General features: G+C 64.6%; 17 protein-coding genes. All 17 read right to left on the reverse strand.

Features of this window, described 5'->3' with window-relative positions; all coding sequences use genetic code 11:
- Window positions 1-117: 117 nt before the first annotated feature.
- Window positions 118-933, reverse strand: a complete 816-nt coding sequence (gene cysE / locus OO25_RS04515) for a serine O-acetyltransferase (protein WP_040169387.1) — start codon at window positions 931-933, stop codon at window positions 118-120.
- Between the two features lie 285 nt (window positions 934-1,218).
- Window positions 1,219-1,539 carry a hypothetical protein gene (locus tag OO25_RS04520; protein ID WP_040178656.1) on the reverse strand — a complete coding sequence of 107 codons (321 nt, stop codon included), beginning with the start codon at window positions 1,537-1,539 and terminating at the stop codon, window positions 1,219-1,221.
- Between the two features lie 12 nt (window positions 1,540-1,551).
- Window positions 1,552-5,508 carry a glycoside hydrolase/phage tail family protein gene (locus OO25_RS04525; RefSeq protein WP_040178657.1) on the reverse strand — a complete coding sequence of 1,319 codons (3,957 nt, stop codon included), beginning with the start codon at window positions 5,506-5,508 and terminating at the stop codon, window positions 1,552-1,554.
- Window positions 5,508-5,978, reverse strand: a complete 471-nt coding sequence (locus OO25_RS04530) for an NlpC/P60 family protein (protein WP_040178658.1) — start codon at window positions 5,976-5,978, stop codon at window positions 5,508-5,510. The genes OO25_RS04525 and OO25_RS04530 overlap by 1 nt, the downstream gene beginning before the upstream one ends.
- A complete protein-coding gene (locus OO25_RS04535; protein WP_040178659.1) occupies window positions 5,975-6,925 on the reverse strand; it encodes a DUF2163 domain-containing protein in 951 nt (316 codons plus the stop codon). The genes OO25_RS04530 and OO25_RS04535 overlap by 4 nt, the downstream gene beginning before the upstream one ends.
- Entirely contained in the window at window positions 6,925-7,557 is a 633-nt protein-coding gene (locus OO25_RS04540) for a DUF2460 domain-containing protein (RefSeq protein ID WP_040169392.1), read from the reverse strand. The genes OO25_RS04535 and OO25_RS04540 overlap by 1 nt, the downstream gene beginning before the upstream one ends.
- Before the next feature lie 15 nt (window positions 7,558-7,572).
- The gene (locus OO25_RS04545) at window positions 7,573-8,229 is read right to left on the reverse strand and encodes a phage tail tape measure protein (protein ID WP_040169393.1); all 657 of its coding nucleotides are present in this window, start codon (window positions 8,227-8,229) and stop codon (window positions 7,573-7,575) included.
- On the reverse strand, window positions 8,222-8,479 hold the full coding sequence (locus OO25_RS04550; protein WP_040169395.1) for a rcc01693 family protein: 258 nt from the start codon (window positions 8,477-8,479) through the stop codon (window positions 8,222-8,224). Before OO25_RS04550 ends, OO25_RS04545 begins: the two co-directional genes overlap by 8 nt.
- A complete protein-coding gene (locus OO25_RS04555; protein ID WP_040169397.1) occupies window positions 8,476-8,865 on the reverse strand; it encodes a GTA-gp10 family protein in 390 nt (129 codons plus the stop codon). Before OO25_RS04555 ends, OO25_RS04550 begins: the two co-directional genes overlap by 4 nt.
- A gap of 14 nt (window positions 8,866-8,879) precedes the next feature.
- Window positions 8,880-9,293, reverse strand: coding sequence for a phage major tail protein, TP901-1 family (locus OO25_RS04560; protein WP_014874865.1), 414 nt, complete (start codon window positions 9,291-9,293; stop codon window positions 8,880-8,882).
- Between the two features lie 105 nt (window positions 9,294-9,398).
- The gene (locus tag OO25_RS04565) at window positions 9,399-9,812 is read right to left on the reverse strand and encodes a DUF3168 domain-containing protein (protein WP_040178660.1); all 414 of its coding nucleotides are present in this window, start codon (window positions 9,810-9,812) and stop codon (window positions 9,399-9,401) included.
- Window positions 9,809-10,180 carry a head-tail adaptor protein gene (locus OO25_RS04570; RefSeq protein WP_040169406.1) on the reverse strand — a complete coding sequence of 124 codons (372 nt, stop codon included), beginning with the start codon at window positions 10,178-10,180 and terminating at the stop codon, window positions 9,809-9,811. The genes OO25_RS04565 and OO25_RS04570 overlap by 4 nt, the downstream gene beginning before the upstream one ends.
- Window positions 10,177-10,824, reverse strand: a complete 648-nt coding sequence (locus OO25_RS04575; protein WP_175304795.1) for a hypothetical protein — start codon at window positions 10,822-10,824, stop codon at window positions 10,177-10,179. The genes OO25_RS04570 and OO25_RS04575 overlap by 4 nt, the downstream gene beginning before the upstream one ends.
- 186 nt (window positions 10,825-11,010) lie before the next feature.
- Window positions 11,011-12,195 carry a phage major capsid protein gene (locus tag OO25_RS04580; RefSeq protein ID WP_040178661.1) on the reverse strand — a complete coding sequence of 395 codons (1,185 nt, stop codon included), beginning with the start codon at window positions 12,193-12,195 and terminating at the stop codon, window positions 11,011-11,013.
- 48 nt (window positions 12,196-12,243) lie between these two features.
- On the reverse strand, window positions 12,244-12,861 hold the full coding sequence (locus OO25_RS04585) for an HK97 family phage prohead protease (RefSeq protein ID WP_040178748.1): 618 nt from the start codon (window positions 12,859-12,861) through the stop codon (window positions 12,244-12,246).
- Between the two features lie 35 nt (window positions 12,862-12,896).
- A complete protein-coding gene (locus OO25_RS04590) occupies window positions 12,897-13,115 on the reverse strand; it encodes a hypothetical protein (protein ID WP_040169410.1) in 219 nt (72 codons plus the stop codon).
- The gene (locus tag OO25_RS04595; RefSeq protein ID WP_040178662.1) at window positions 13,108-14,301 is read right to left on the reverse strand and encodes a phage portal protein; all 1,194 of its coding nucleotides are present in this window, start codon (window positions 14,299-14,301) and stop codon (window positions 13,108-13,110) included. Before OO25_RS04595 ends, OO25_RS04590 begins: the two co-directional genes overlap by 8 nt.
- Window positions 14,302-14,505 lie beyond the last annotated feature (204 nt).

A 14,505-nucleotide genomic window follows, 5' to 3' on the forward strand; every position in this document is an offset into this window, starting at 1 on the left:
CACGAAAAAAGGGGCCAGCCAACGCCGCCCCTCTTCATCGTCATCTTTCCAAAAATACTCACAGGCACACCCGTGGCGGCACTCGCAACACCCGCGATGGTCCCCCGCAGCGCCGCCTTACTGCGGCTTGCCGCCCGCCAGCACCTGATTCATGCTGACCGAAGGCTGATCACAGCCTGCCTCGCCGACAATCTTGGCCGGCACACCTGCCACGGTCTTGCACGGCGGCACCTCCTGCAGCACCACGGAGCCTGCGGCGATGCGCGAGCAATGGCCGACCTTGATATTGCCGAGCACTTTGGCGCCAGCCCCAATCAGCACGCCATTGCCAATCTTGGGATGGCGGTCTTCCTCTTCCTTGCCGGTGCCACCCAGGGTCACCGAATGCAGCATCGACACATTGTCGCCCACCACAGCGGTTTCGCCAATGACGATGGAATGGGCGTGGTCGATCATGATGCCCCGGCCAATCCGCGCCGCCGGGTGAATATCGACGCCAAAGATCTCGGAGATCCGCATCTGGAAGAAATAGGACAGGTCATAGTCACCCTGCTGCCACAGCCAATTGGCCACACGGTAACACTGCACCGCCTGATAGCCCTTGAAGTAGAGGATCGGCTGCAACAGCCGGTGGCAGGCGGGATCACGTTCATAGACCGCCATCAGATCGGCGCGCCCAGCGGCGATCAGATCGGGGTTTTCGCCATAGGCCTTGTCGACAATCTCGCGCAGGATCACCATCGACATCTCATTGGAGCAAAGCTTGGCCGCGATGCGATAGGACAGCGCCTTTTCAAGCGAGGTGTGATGCAGGATGCAGGCGTGAATCAGCCCGCCCATCAGCGGCTGGCGGCTCACGGCGTCCTGCGCCTCGGTGGTGATCTGATCCCAGACCGGATCAACGGAACTGACGGCGTGGCGCGTCTCAAGCATGGCTCTGCCTCCTGTGCTGCCCCTCAGAGTAGCGATTTATCCGCAGAAAGGCCAACCGCAAATCCGTGATGAGAGCCATCGGATCTGCTGATCATTCCGCTCCGCCAGATCTATAGGCCCTTCCAGCCCCTTGTTTTTATTGCGCCCAGAGTCGAATTACGACGCGCAGCAGCGCACGCACAGCGGCTGTGCGGATCTGTGATCACCCGGAGGGAGACACGACACAGCGCGCCTCAAAACGGCGGCGACAGCCGCACCGGATCGACCAAAGATCCGCCGCCATTCTCAAGAGTGAGCTCCGTGATCCTCCGCCGCCGCAGGGTCGCGCAGATGCCGCGCCAGCCGGGCCAGCACCAGCCGCGTGCAGGCCAGATAGGGGGCCGCGTCATAAAACGGCTCATCCGCCAGAGTGAATTTCCGCGCCGCCGCGCTAAGGGAGCCATCGCCCCAATCCGGGCAGAGCCGCCGGGTGCGGCGCGTATGGCGCAGCGCATGCCCGGCCCCGGCAAAGATCCGCTCGCACAGCGCGCGCCGCTGCGCCGGGGCAACCGCCAGCAGGGCGCGGGCGGTGCTGGTGATGTCGCCGGGCAGGATGGGCCGCCGCATTGCCGTCCCTCCTCAGACCAGCCGCAGGGCAGATACCGCCCCGGCGCCATACCGGGCCGAGATCTGCGCCACCTCCACCCGGTCGCCGGGTGAAACGGCATCCGCCATCTGCGCCGCTGGCGGATAGCTCCAGGCCGGACTGTCCAGCAGCTCCTCGCGCAGCACCTCACTGCCGCGCATCACCCGCAGGCGGTAACGCTCCAGATCCTCGCCCAAGGGGATCTCCGCCAGATCCCAGCGATCACCGTCGATGCGGCTGCGGCGGATCCAGTTCAACCCGACCGCACCAGAACCCAGCGCGCCTTGCTGGCGCAGATGCACCGGCGCATAGGGACGCAGCCCTTCCCCTGCAAAAGCCGCCTCCAGATGCAGATAACTCGGGTCATCATAGGGCCGCCGGGCGGTGCCAATGCGGTAATGGCGGTTCAACCCCCGTTGGTTGGCGGCCAGCGCAATCTGCTGTGGTGTGCCATCCAGCGCCACCACATAGGACCCTTTGGGCCATTGCACCGGCATCCGCGCATCGCTGCCCTGCTGACCGCGCAGCCGGTCACGCAGCAGGTAGCGCCCCGGCGCAATCAGCTCAGCCTTGGCAAATTGCATCAGCTCCCAATTGCCGGGGGTGCCATCACCGATCGCCACCAGATTGGCGCCATTCAGCACCGCCAATGGGTCGCGGCTCTGGAACTGGCCGGAGATCATATCGACCTCCAGATCTGCTCCCCGTTCCCAACGGCCCAGCGCGCCCGCAGGCAGCGCCGTATCGGTGATGGCAATGGTAGAGGCCGCAGCCAATACCTCCTCCAGCAGGTAATCCGCATCGCTCTGTGCGCCATATAGGGCAACACTCCCCGGCCAGGGATCCGCCGTGACCGCCAGATGCGGCGCATGGGGCACCTCATCGCCGCGGATCAGCGGCAGATCCATGAACAGCGGCAGCACCGGCACTGGCGCTGCAAAGGCGGTGACACCGGGCAATTCCTCCGGCACCGGCGCGGGGTGGTAATTCTCCGGCTCGATCCGCACCGCCTCGATCAGCTGCGCCGCGCCCTGTTCGACCCGGTCAATACGGTAACGCGCCTGCGCGCCGCTGTCGGAACCCGGTTTGGCCACCGCCCCCGCAAGCGGCAGGCGGATCACATCCCCCGCGCCCAGCGCCATGGCGGAGGGTGGCAGTTCCAGCCGCAGGGTATCGCGGGCCATGCGCGCCTCGCTCAGCCAGCGGTCCACCACCTGACGCCCTTCGGCGCGGGTCAGTGCCATCGGCAACTCATTGTCACTGACCGCATGGGTGGCCTCATCGGGCAGGATCGCCTCCTCGCCGCGCAGATCATGGCGCCCGCCCCATTCGACAAAGCGCAGGCGCATACGGCCAGCCAGCTCTGCCTCTGGTGCGCGGGTCTGTTCGATGACCCCGTCCAACTCCTGCCCGTCAACCAGTTGCGCCAGATCCAGCGTGGCATCCTGCCGCCCGTTGCGCAGGCGGAAGCGCAGCACCCCGTCGCGTTCTATCGCATCCACCCCGTGGCGCAGCAGCAACGGCTGCAGGGCGGCGCGGGCCTCCCCGACGTCGCTGATCGCATAGCCCCGCACCAGTGCGGGCAGGTCGCTCACATCAATCGCCGCAACCCCAGAGGCGGTACAGATCTCCTCCAGCACCGAGGCCAGCGTGCGTTGCCCCACCCGTCCGTTCAGCCAATGGCCCCGCAGGTAGTTCTCACCGTCGCTCCAGACCTCCACCGCATTGGGAAAGGTCGGAAAGGGGCGCGCATCCCAGGCCCAGACATAGGCGTTGGACATATCCAGCATCGGCCCGCCATAGACCTCTGAGACCGGGTTATTCCCCGCCTCCCCCCAATAGCCCAGAAGGGCACGCAGATAGGCCAGCTGCATCATGTCATCACGCTGCCCGTCGGAGAATTTCGGCAGTTTTGATTCCGAGCTTTTGGGATCCAGAAACTTGTTGGGCTGATTGGTCCCCTTGTCGATGGCCGCACAGCCCAGTTCAGTGAACCAGATCGGCTTGCTCTCAGGCTCCCATGCGGTGGGCAGCGCGGCCCGTTCGCCGTTGATCCGGTCATGATGCGGCTTCGACCACCAGCTGCGCAGATCCTTGTAGCGCCAGATCCACGGCTCCTCATAAGCCCCATCGGTGATTGGGGTGCGGATCTGGGCGGCCTCCGCCTCGGGCGAGTGGTAATACCAGTCATAGCCCTCACCGCCCTCGATATTGGCGCGCAGATAGCTGAGGTCATAGATATTGGGCGTGCCTGCCTTGGCGTCCAGATGGTCCTCCCCCTCGCGCCAGTCGGACAGCGGCATGTAGTTGTCGATGCCGATGAAGTCGATCTCCTCATCTGCCCACAACGGATCAAGGTGGAAATAGCGGTCCCCCTCCGGGCTCTGGTAGCCCCAGTATTCCGACCAGTCGGCGGCATAGCCGATCTTGGTGTCCGGCCCAAGGATCTGGCGCACCTCCTGCGTCAACGCCCGCAGTTCTGCCACAGCGGGAAAGCCCGCCTCATCGCGGATCTGGGTCAGCCCGCGCATCTCAGAGCTGATGCAAAACGCCTCAACCCCGCCCGCCGCCGCACAAAGCGCGGCATTATGCAGGATAAACCGCCGCAGCCCCCAGTCCTCTGCCGGGCCACTGTAGCTGACAGCACCGTCCGCCACGGTGAAATCCGCCGCCGTCACAGTGCCAAAGAACTGCTGCACCTCAGCCCGCGCAGTCGAGGTCCCATCCGGGCTGCCCGGCTGTCCCGGTGCCCGCGACAGGGTGATCCGCCCGCGCCACGGCAGATGCGCTTGCCCTACTTCGCCGCTCCAGGGATCGGGCAGATCATTGCCCGCCATCTGATCCATCAGAATAAACGGGTAGAACATCACCCGCTTGCCCTGTTCCTGCAGTGCGAGAATGGCCTCAATCACCGAGGCGTCGGTCGGGGTGCCGCCATAGATCGGCCGGTCCTCCTGCCGCGCGATCAGCTCTGCCTCCGTGCGGGTCAGACCCGCGACGGACCAGGGCATATTCGCCCCCTCGATATGCTGACGCTCCACCTTCGGTTTGATGGTACAGTCCCCGCAGCGCAGATCATCGCCGAACCACGACACAATCAGCGAGGCCGCGCCGCAGGCGGGCAGCTCCTCTCCCAATGTGGTGAGCGAGGTCACCAGATCCGTCTCCCCCGAGGGGCTGTGCGAATTGGCCGGTTTTGCCTGTCCCGGCCCATGATCATAATGCACCGGCGTCGTGGCCAGCGCATACTCCCCAGTTCCCGGCATCAGCGCCACGCCCTGAACGAGCTGCGGCAGATCCAGATCATAGCTGTTTGAGCTGGGTTGCTCCGCCCGCAGCACCTCGAACGAGAATTGCGGCACCCGGTTGCCAAAGCGTTCCAGCGCGAGACCTTCCATCACCACATAGGCGGTGCCACGATAGGCGGGCACCGCGCCTGCGCCCTCCACCGCCTCCATCACCGGGTCGGGCAGCTGGTCCATGGTGCCGCGATAGAAGGTCATATTGAGATCCTTGGGCGCCACCTCCTCCCCATCGGCCCAGACCCGCCCGATGGAGGCCACCTCCCCGGCGCAGACCGCCACCGCCAGCGAGACATCATAGCTGTAGCGGGTCACCTTGGGCTGGCGCGCACCGCCGCCCTTGCCGCCGCCGCCACTGGTGTTGGAGGTTTCGCGGAACTCTGACGCCCAGATCACCTGTCCGCCCACCCGCATCCGGCCATAAACCTGCGCAATCGGCTGGCCGTCACTGGCATGGGTCAGGCGAAAACGTTCCACCCGGCCGGTCTCCACCGGCTCACTGCCCGCACCCAGCAGGCGGCTGTCAATCGCGCGTCCAACCGTGGCGCCAAGCGCGCGGCCAATCGCAACTGACGACAGGCCCGCCACAGCCCCCCCAACCGAGCCGCCAAGTGCCGCCCCCGCCGCAGAAAGAAGAATGGTCGCCATCACGTCACCTCATCAGCATCAACATCAGGAAAGGAAAACCGCGCCACGATCCGCCGGTGCCACGGGTGGCTCAGGGTGTTTTCAACCACCCCGTGGCCGCTATAGGCATGGATAAATCGCGGCATGGCGCCGGTTTCAGTTTGCAGCGCAATGTGTTTGGCCACCGCGCCGCGCCGCATCCGGAACAGGATCACATCGCCAGCGCGCGCCTCGGTAAGGGGTCTGGGCGTGAGATGGCGCAGCGCGGCCTGCCACAGCGCCTCCTCGCCCTGCGGTTCGGACCAGTCCATCGTGTAGCCGGGCACCGCCTCCGGCTCCTGGCCGTAGACCTCGCGCCAGAGCCCCCGGATCAGGCCAAGGCAATCACAACCGGCACCGCGCGTGGCTGCCTGATGCACATAGGGCGTGCCAAGCCATCCCCGCGCCGCGGTAACAAGCCTGGCGCGCGATATTCCTCTCGCGCCACTCATCTGCGGCTGCCGCCGGTGTTGGTGCCGCTCTGGCGCGGCACGCTCATCACCCAGTCTTCGCCGGGAATATCAGGGAAACCCTGAAAGTTGACGCCATTGTTGAACTTCAACCGGCAGGTCTTCAGCCGCTTGTCACAACCCGCGGCCAGATGCAGCAGATCGCCGGGCTGAACCGTCGCGCGCAACGGCTCCCACAGGGTCAGCTGGCGGTGTTCAACACTTGGATCCGGCGCGTTTGCGTCCTGTCCCAGCCGCCCGGTCTGCTGGCGGTCCTGTTTGATCCAGCCCCACAGCCCCTTGGCGGCCCCACTCATCACCGTGAGGCGGCCAGACGTGAACCAGTTCGGCTCAAACCCCGGCAACGCGGCAAAGCTGAAATACTGCCCCTCGCGGATCTCTTCGGCGGCCAGCTCCAGCGTGTAACCCGGCGTGGTCATGTCAAAGCGACAGGCCCGATCACCCAGCACCGCCGTGCAAGGTTTCTGATAGATCCGCCCCATCGGCTGGTTGAGCGCCTCGGTGAGGCCGCGCAGCTCCGCCTCAAAGGCGCCGCCAGCGCGGCGGATCTGGCCGAAACTGCCGCGAAACTGCAACCAGCGGACCGACACATCAGCCCAGTTGACCAGCCAGCAGCGCACCTCAGCACCATCAAACCGCCCGGCCTCAATCTCTTCTTCGCGGATGGCGGCATCGCTCAGCGCGCCAAGCGCCTCGGTATTGTCCACCGCCAGCCCGGTGGCCTGTTGCAGGCTGCGCGCGGTCAGGCCAGTGCCTGCGCGAAACAGCAGACCGGCCTCTCCCTCGGCGGCACTCTCGAACCGCAGATCGCGGTCATGGTCAGTAAAGCCGAACCGGGCGCCATCGCTGCGGGTGACCAGCCAACAGCGACACAATGTGGTCAGACCGCCTGCTACATGAGTTTGAAACGCCTCGCTCACCCCCGCCATCAGACCCGCACCTCCACCACTGGCACATTGGGCACGTCGCCCGCCTGAAAAGACGCCACGCTGGTCTGAATGCGGTCGGTGTCAAAGCGCACCGGCACATCAAATTCAAACCCTGCCTTTACTGCCAGACCGGCCTCCGGTGGATGTGCCAGCGTGATGGTGCCAAGGGTGCTGTTGAGCGTGTAATCCACCGTCTCCTGCAAGGCGTCTTGCTCAATCCCGATGCGCACGCTGCCCACCACCGGTTTCGCAATCGGGCGCTGATAGGCATAGCTGCCGGAGCGATAGGTCTTGGTCAGCTGAAACACCCGCTGTTCCCCATCGCCCATGCCAATCACCTGATCGTCAAAGGCCACCTCCTGCGTGGCACGGGCGGATTTGAAATCGGACCAATCCTTCCAGCGGAAGCCATACATCTGGCCCTGCCGCGCCTCGAAAAAGGCGATCAGCGCCTCGATATCCTCCAGCCCCCGAAGACCCAGCCCCGCGTCATAGCGGCGGCGCGAATGAGCCCAGGGGGTGTTGCGCTCCTCATGCCCATTGGCGAGCGTCACCACATCGGTGCGCCGCTCCGGCCCGCCAATGGAGCCAAAGCTGAGCGATGCGGGAAATCTGACCTCGTGAAAATTCATCTGCTGTCCTCCGGCTCAGCGGTTGCGGTTGCCACGCGTCAGGGCGCGGCTCAGCTGGGCCGCAATCTGGCCTTGGCTGCGTTGAAACCCCTGCACATCGGGGGTCTGGATATTCATCACCACCGAGGGGCCCCCGCCGCCCTGGCTGCGCACCCCCAGCGCCCCATCAGCACCGCGTGTCAGCGGCAGGATCGCCTCCGGGCCGGCTTCTCCCATCAGGCCGGTTGCGCCGCGCATCGGAAAACTCACTGGCCCGGTCACAACACCGCCTTTGGCAAAGGGCATCACCCGGCCCTGCGAAAACGCCGCCCCATCGGCAAAAGGGAGGATGCCGCTCATCAGCTTGCCCACCCCCTCCGACAGCAACCCGCCCACATGGCTGGTCACGGGTTTGATGGCCGCCGAATAGGTGGTCTGGATCATCGACTGCGCCATGGTATCCAGCGCATCGGAGAGTTTCATGCCGTCAAAGACAACACCGTCAAAGGCCCGGCGCAGCCCCTTGGACATGCCCCGTTCCAGTGTTTCAGCATCCTTGCCGGTGGCGGCGAAGGCGGCGCGCACCCGGCGCAGCTCGGCGTCGAACGTGGCCGCCATACCTGCCGCATCGCCGAGGCTGTCGCTCAGCGCCTCGCTCTGCTGGTCCAGCGCATTCAGTCCTGTGTCAGTCATCGCTTACTGCTCCTGTTTCTTTGGGTGTCGGCGCTGCGGGGTCGGGAAAGGCCTGCATCAGTTGATCCAGACCTGCCCGGCCCAGTGGCACCGCGCCCGTGTCCTGTCCCAGCATCAACCGCAGCTCTGCCGGGGTGAGGCGCCAGAACTGATCCGGCGTGAGGCGCAGCCCAACCAGCCCCGCCCGGATCAGCGCCGGCCAATCAAGCCCGGTGCCTTGTCCATCTGTGGCGCGCTGCTGGGGCGTCATGGGGTCACCAATCCCGGCACCTGTCCGGGCACCTGTGTGCCCACCTCTCCCGGCAGCGCAAAACTGCGCGCCAGGAGCTGTGCTGCGACCCGCGCCGCCTGCATCGGGCCGCCGTCAATATCGGCAGCGGCCAGCTCGGCAGCGCTGAGGGCGTGACCGCCGCCACGCAACCCTGCCGCCAGCAGCGCCAGCACATCGGCCGCGGAGAAGCCGCCGCCCTCAAACCGGGTCACGAGGTCAATCAGCGACCCCGTCCGCAACTCACACTCCAAAGCGGCAAGTGCGCCAAGGGTCAGTTTCAGCGGCAGCATCTGGCCGTTGATCCCCAGCGCCACCTCGCCTGTGTGGGGATTGGCACCAGAGCCGGTTTGCACATGGGGATCCATCCGCACCGCCTCCCTTAAATGGCCGTGAAGACCAGCGCCCCGGCGCTGGCCAGCGACAGCTCATACGTTGCCTCGCCATTGTGGCTGCCAGCATATTCCAAGGCGGTCACCTGAAACGCGCCTTCGACAATGCCGAAATCCGGGATAATCACCTGAAACGCCGGAGTCAGCCCGTCAAAGAAAAGCTGCCGCGCTCGCTCATCCGTTCCAGCGTCGCGAAAAATGCCAGAGCCGGAGATATTCGCCGAACGCACCCCGGCGCCGGACAACAGCTCGCGCCAGCCGCCCTGGCTTTCCAGACTGGTGACATCGACGCTTTCAGCGTTGAAGCTGATACGCGTGGCGCGCAGCCCCGCGATGGTTTCGAACTGACCGTCGCCGGTCATATCGACCTTGACCAATAGATCCTTGCCGTTTTGGACACTCATCGTGGTGATCTCCTGTGGTAAAAAAGACGGGCAGCACGGCGCAAAATAACATCAGCTGTACTGCGCAATTATCTGATTTATTTATATTGTCGTCGTTTTGAGCGGTCAGGTATCCTCCAGCCGCGCGGCAAAGCGCAGTCGGATCAGACGGCCACCGGAGGTGTTGCGGCTGGCATTTGCGCGCTCAAACCACAGCCCCACCAGCCGCCCCCGAGACAGGGCCAGCACCGGCGCAACTGCCATCAGGCTGTCGCAAATCTGGGCGGCAATCGCCTTGGCCCCGGCAAAGCCGGCAGTGTCGGTATGCACGGTGATCTCCACCCGGTGATGGGCGCCGGCACCGCTGCGATCAGAGCGGTCGCGCGCCTCCTCCGGGCCGAGGGTCACATAGGTCTGCGGCAACGTGCCCGCAGGCAGTGCGTCATAAATCGCGCAATTCAGCGCTGAGGTCAGATTGGGGTCGGTGCTCAGATGCTGAAACAGCGCCTCCTGCAACGGCAGGGCCAGAGCATAAGTCATGCGCTTGTCTCCTCGGTCGCAAAACAGGTCAGGAAGCGGCCATCGGGATCGCCTTCGGCCACCGCATCAATGCGGAAAATCCGGGCGCCATCGCGCAGCCGCTGATCTGGTCGGGGGCGTGCCGGGCTGCCGGGCGGATGGGCACGCAAGGTGATGCGATAGCGTTGCAGCGACAGGCTGGTGCCGGATTGGTCGGTGCTGCGCCCGGTGAGCGCGCGCATCTCGCACCAATGGTGGCCAAGCAATTGCCATGCCTCAAGAAACCCTCCAGCGCCATCCGAGGTGCGGCGCGGATCTTCCAGCGCCAGGCAGCGGTTGAGACGTGGTGTGGCGGCGGATGCGCGGCGCGCGGTGGTGCGGCGGCTCATGCGTCCGCCCCCGGTCCGAGATTACGGCCAAAGCCACGGTCCCCAGCGGCCCCCACCCCCAGGCTCACACGTAGCGCGCGGTAGCGTTCGATCAGGCTGGTCACCCCAAAAGGCATGCAACCGCCCTGCAACCGCGTATCATCGCGAAACTCATAGTAATGCGCCGCCAGCATCAACACCGCCTGCGCCAGATCACCGGGCAGCGCCGCCCAGCTGTTGGCCATGCCTGCGCGGATCGCCATCCGCACTGCGCCGCCGCTGGCAATCACCGGCAATGTTCCCCCTACAGGTCGCAGCCGAGGCTGCTGGCTGTCGGGTTCCAGCCGGTAGCGCTCAGGCGCCAGCAGCTGTTCACTGCCCGCCCCATCCACCAGCGTGACCGATTGAATCATCTGCACCGGTGCCAGCGGCAGGGCCTGCATCTGTGGGTCGCGCCAGGTCGAAAACGTCAGCTGAAAATCCCGCGCCAGCAAAACCTTACCGGTGCGCGCCTCAATCGCAGCGATGGCCGCCCGCAGGAAGCTGATCAAAACGGCCTCTTGCAAACCCGCTTCATCAAATCCGGTGCCCAGACGCAGATGCGCCTTGAACGCCTCTTGCGGCAGGGCTGCCTCTGGCACCGGTGTCACTTCACTCAACATCATCATTTCACTCCAACGGCTGTTCTTTCAGGGGCTGCTCGGGTCGGTCTGCGTCTGGCGAGCCGGATCGGGGTACGGATGCGCGCCGGGCTGCTGCCGTGGGACGGAAGGGGAGCAGCTGGACGACAGTGGCCGGGGCGCGCATCCGCAGGCGGAATCGGAGAACCGGTCCCGCCATCGGTCCAAGCGTCAGCTCAGACCGAATTTCAGCAGTTTGATGGCAGCAAAATCGCTGACATCGCCGCCCACACGTTTGGTGGCATAGAACAGCACATGCGGTTTGGCGCTGAAGGGATCGCGTAGCACCCGAAGGTCCGGGCGTTCGGCGATGGTGTAGCCGGCCACAAAATCACCAAAGGCCACGGCATAGCCGTTCACATCGGCGTCGGGCATATCCTCAGCGATGACAACGGGATAGCCCATCAGCCGCGCCGGTTCCGCTGCCGCCAGACCATCGGACCACAGGAAGCGGCCATCGGCGTCCTTCAGTTTGCGCAGCAGGCCTGCGGTTTTGGAATTCATCAGGAAGCTGGCGTTGGCGCGATACTGCGCGCCAAGCGCATAGACCAGATCGATGATCGCATCGCCATCGCCGATATCGCCCTCAACACCGGTGGTCACATAGCCAAGGTTGCCCCAGCTCCAGCTGTCATTGGCCACCACCGGGTGGTAGAGGATGCCGGTCGGCTTGTCATTGCCGTCCCCCATGATGAAGGCGGCGGCCTCTGCACGGGAGAATTTATCCGCGATGCGCCCTGCCAGCCAGCCCTCAATGTCAAAGGCACTGTCATCCAGCAGCCGCTGCGAAGCCTTGGGCAGCGCGCTGAGTTCATGCAGCGGGATGGTGATCCGATCGATCACCGGGGTGGATGTTTCGGTCACAGTGCCGGTCTCATTGGCCCACCCATGTCCCACATCGCCATGGTCAATAAGCACATCATAAGAGGTGGCCTCCACCGTCACCACCGACGCCACTGCGCGGAGGGAGGCAGTGCTGGAGAGCACCGATTTCACGCTTTCGGCGGTCTGCGGGTCGACCAGGTAGCCGCCATCGCCATTGACGGTGGTGTTCATCGCCTTGGCATCCAGATCAAGACCGCGCAGGGCGGCGTCATCGCCGGAGCGAAGATAGGCATCCAGCGCCTTTTGATGGGGGGCCGCGCCCACATCAGCGGCGGCAAGCGGGGGGCGATTGGCAAAGTGAGATTTGCGATCCAGCATGGTCATACGCTCTTCTGTCTGTTTCAGTTTCAGGGTAATGTCGTCTTTGAAGCCATTGAAATTATGCACGAAGTCGGCGACGGCCTGTTTGACCTCCTGCGGGGCCGCATCGGGGTGGGCCATTGGGTCGTTGTGGGTTTGGGTGTGGCTCATCTGTCTGTCCTTTGGGTCGGTTGGAGAAGACGGGAAACGGCGCTGTGCTCAGCCGAGGGGCGCGAGACTGGCGCCGCTGCGCAGCATCTCGATCACCTCGCGCCAGATCTGCGGTGTCTCGCCGGGATCGCTCAGATCCGGCTCGGCCGATGTCGATTTGGCGGCTGTCACGGGCTGTGCGGTGGCGGTTACGCGGGCGGTGGGCAGCATCGGGAAGGTCACCAGCGACACCTCCCAGAGGTCGAGTTCCGCCAGGCAGCGACCGCCGCCTTGGCGCGCGGTGGCGCGGCGGGTGCGATAGCCGATGGAGAGGCCATCCAGGGCGCCGGCACCAATCAGAGCTGCCGCCTCCGCCCCCTTCTGGGTGCGGGTCAGGATACGGCCTTTGACATATAGGCCACGGGCATCCTCGCGGACCGCGTCCCAGACGCCGATCGGCTGCGCGGGGTCGTGCTGCCAGAGCATTTTCACCGCAATCCCGGTCTTGGAGAGACGGTCGAGTGATGCCTGATAGGCGCCGGGTTGCACCAAATCACCGCCGCCATCGACGCAGCCGAACAGGCTGGCGTAGCCGCTGATCACGACCATGTCGTCGGCCTCATCCCCGATGGTCAGATCCTCGCCGAAGCGCGCGAATTTATGTTCCAGATGCTCATCATGTCGCATCATCTTCCCCTTATATCTCATTGAATTCATATACATTATTGAACCACCAAAAAGGACTGGAACGCCTGTGCTAGAATGACCGCAGCAACACCGTAGACAGTGAGCCAGAGCCGTTTTTCCATCCGTTCCATCATCATCTCCAGCCGGTCGAGCCGACGGTTCATCGCCTCTTGTTGAATCTCAGCGATGCGTTCATGGGCGGAGAGCCGCAGCCCCGGAGAGCATTCAAACGGCGGGATCGGGATCTCAGTCATCGCGGTCCCCTTCCTCTTGTGGCGGCAGGCCCAGGAGGCGGCGTTTCTCTGCCACGGTCAGGAAATCGGCGCTGGCCACACGGCGCCACTGCGCCTCGCGTTCGGAGGCCAATGCAGACACCTGATCAAGGTCGGGCTTCAGGGTGACCGCAGTGCCTTGATAGCGCGACAGCCAGTCCGACAGGCTTGCCGTCACGCGGGTCACAAGCGGCAGGACGGTGAGACGATAGAAGGCGCGATTGGCCTCTTGGTAATTGGCGTAGGTGGCATCGCCAGGCAGTCCCAGCAACATTGGTGGCACCCCAAGTGCAAGCGCAATTTCGCGGGCGGCGGCGTCCTTGGTCTGGTGAAATTCCATATCCGACGGCGAGAAGCCCATCGGTTTCCAATCCAGCCCGCCTTCCAGCACCATCGGACGACCGGCGTTGCGTGCGCCCTGAAAATTCATTTCGATTTCGTCACTTAGGCGGCGAAACTGATCCTCCGCCATCAGCCCCTGACCGTCGCTGCCGGTCCATACCAGCGCGCCCGAGGGGCGGGCCGCATTGTCCAAGAGCGCCTTCGACCAGCGCGAAGCGGAGGTGTGAACATCCACCGCCATGGCCGCGGCCTGCATCGGGGACAACCCGTAGTGGTCATCCTGCGGATGGAAACTGCGCAGATGGCAGATCGGCGCGCAGGCCAGGGTCACATCAAAACGATGTTTGCGCCCCGACACGCTGTAATCATAGGCCACAGGCCAGCCATCGCTGCCGGGCACCACAGTCATCCGGTCAGGGCGCAGCACGTGCAATTCAACCGGTAGCGCGGCGCCCGCATCCGGGTCGCAGACCGCCTCGATATAAGCGTTGCCGGAGAGCAGGAGATGACCAAACAGCGCTTCCAGCAGCTCGGCCCGGCCCTGGGCGGCATTGGGCCGGGTCAGCAGCGCCAGCAGCGGGTGGCTGTCGTAGCGCTGTGTGCCATCCTGCAACACCAGCGGCAGCGTGGCGGCGGCCTCAATGATCATCTTGACCGCGCGGTAGCCCACGGGATTGCCGGCAAAGCCGCTGCGGGTCAGTGAGCTGCTGTCGCGCGGGCTCCAGCCTGTGCCACTGTTGCTGCCATGCCAGGCCACCACACGGGCGGCGGCGCTTGTCTTGGTTTCGACGGGCTGTTGCTTGCGCCGCAGGAGGTCAAAGACCATGGGCCACTCCTTTGATTGAACTTGCGGGACGGGGAAAATCCTGGCCCCTGTTTGCTGTGATCCTTTATGACGGCTGGAATTGAATAAGATTTGAGCGAGGCGCGCGCAGGGCGCGCAACACCCGAATCAAACGCTTGCAATGAAACGAAAAACGCCCGCATCACTGCGGGCGTTTCTGGGGGTGTCGGCCGAGGTATGGTCAGC

The organism is Phaeobacter sp. S60, assembly GCF_000826845.1.
GTDB lineage: Bacteria > Pseudomonadota > Alphaproteobacteria > Rhodobacterales > Rhodobacteraceae > Phaeobacter > Phaeobacter piscinae.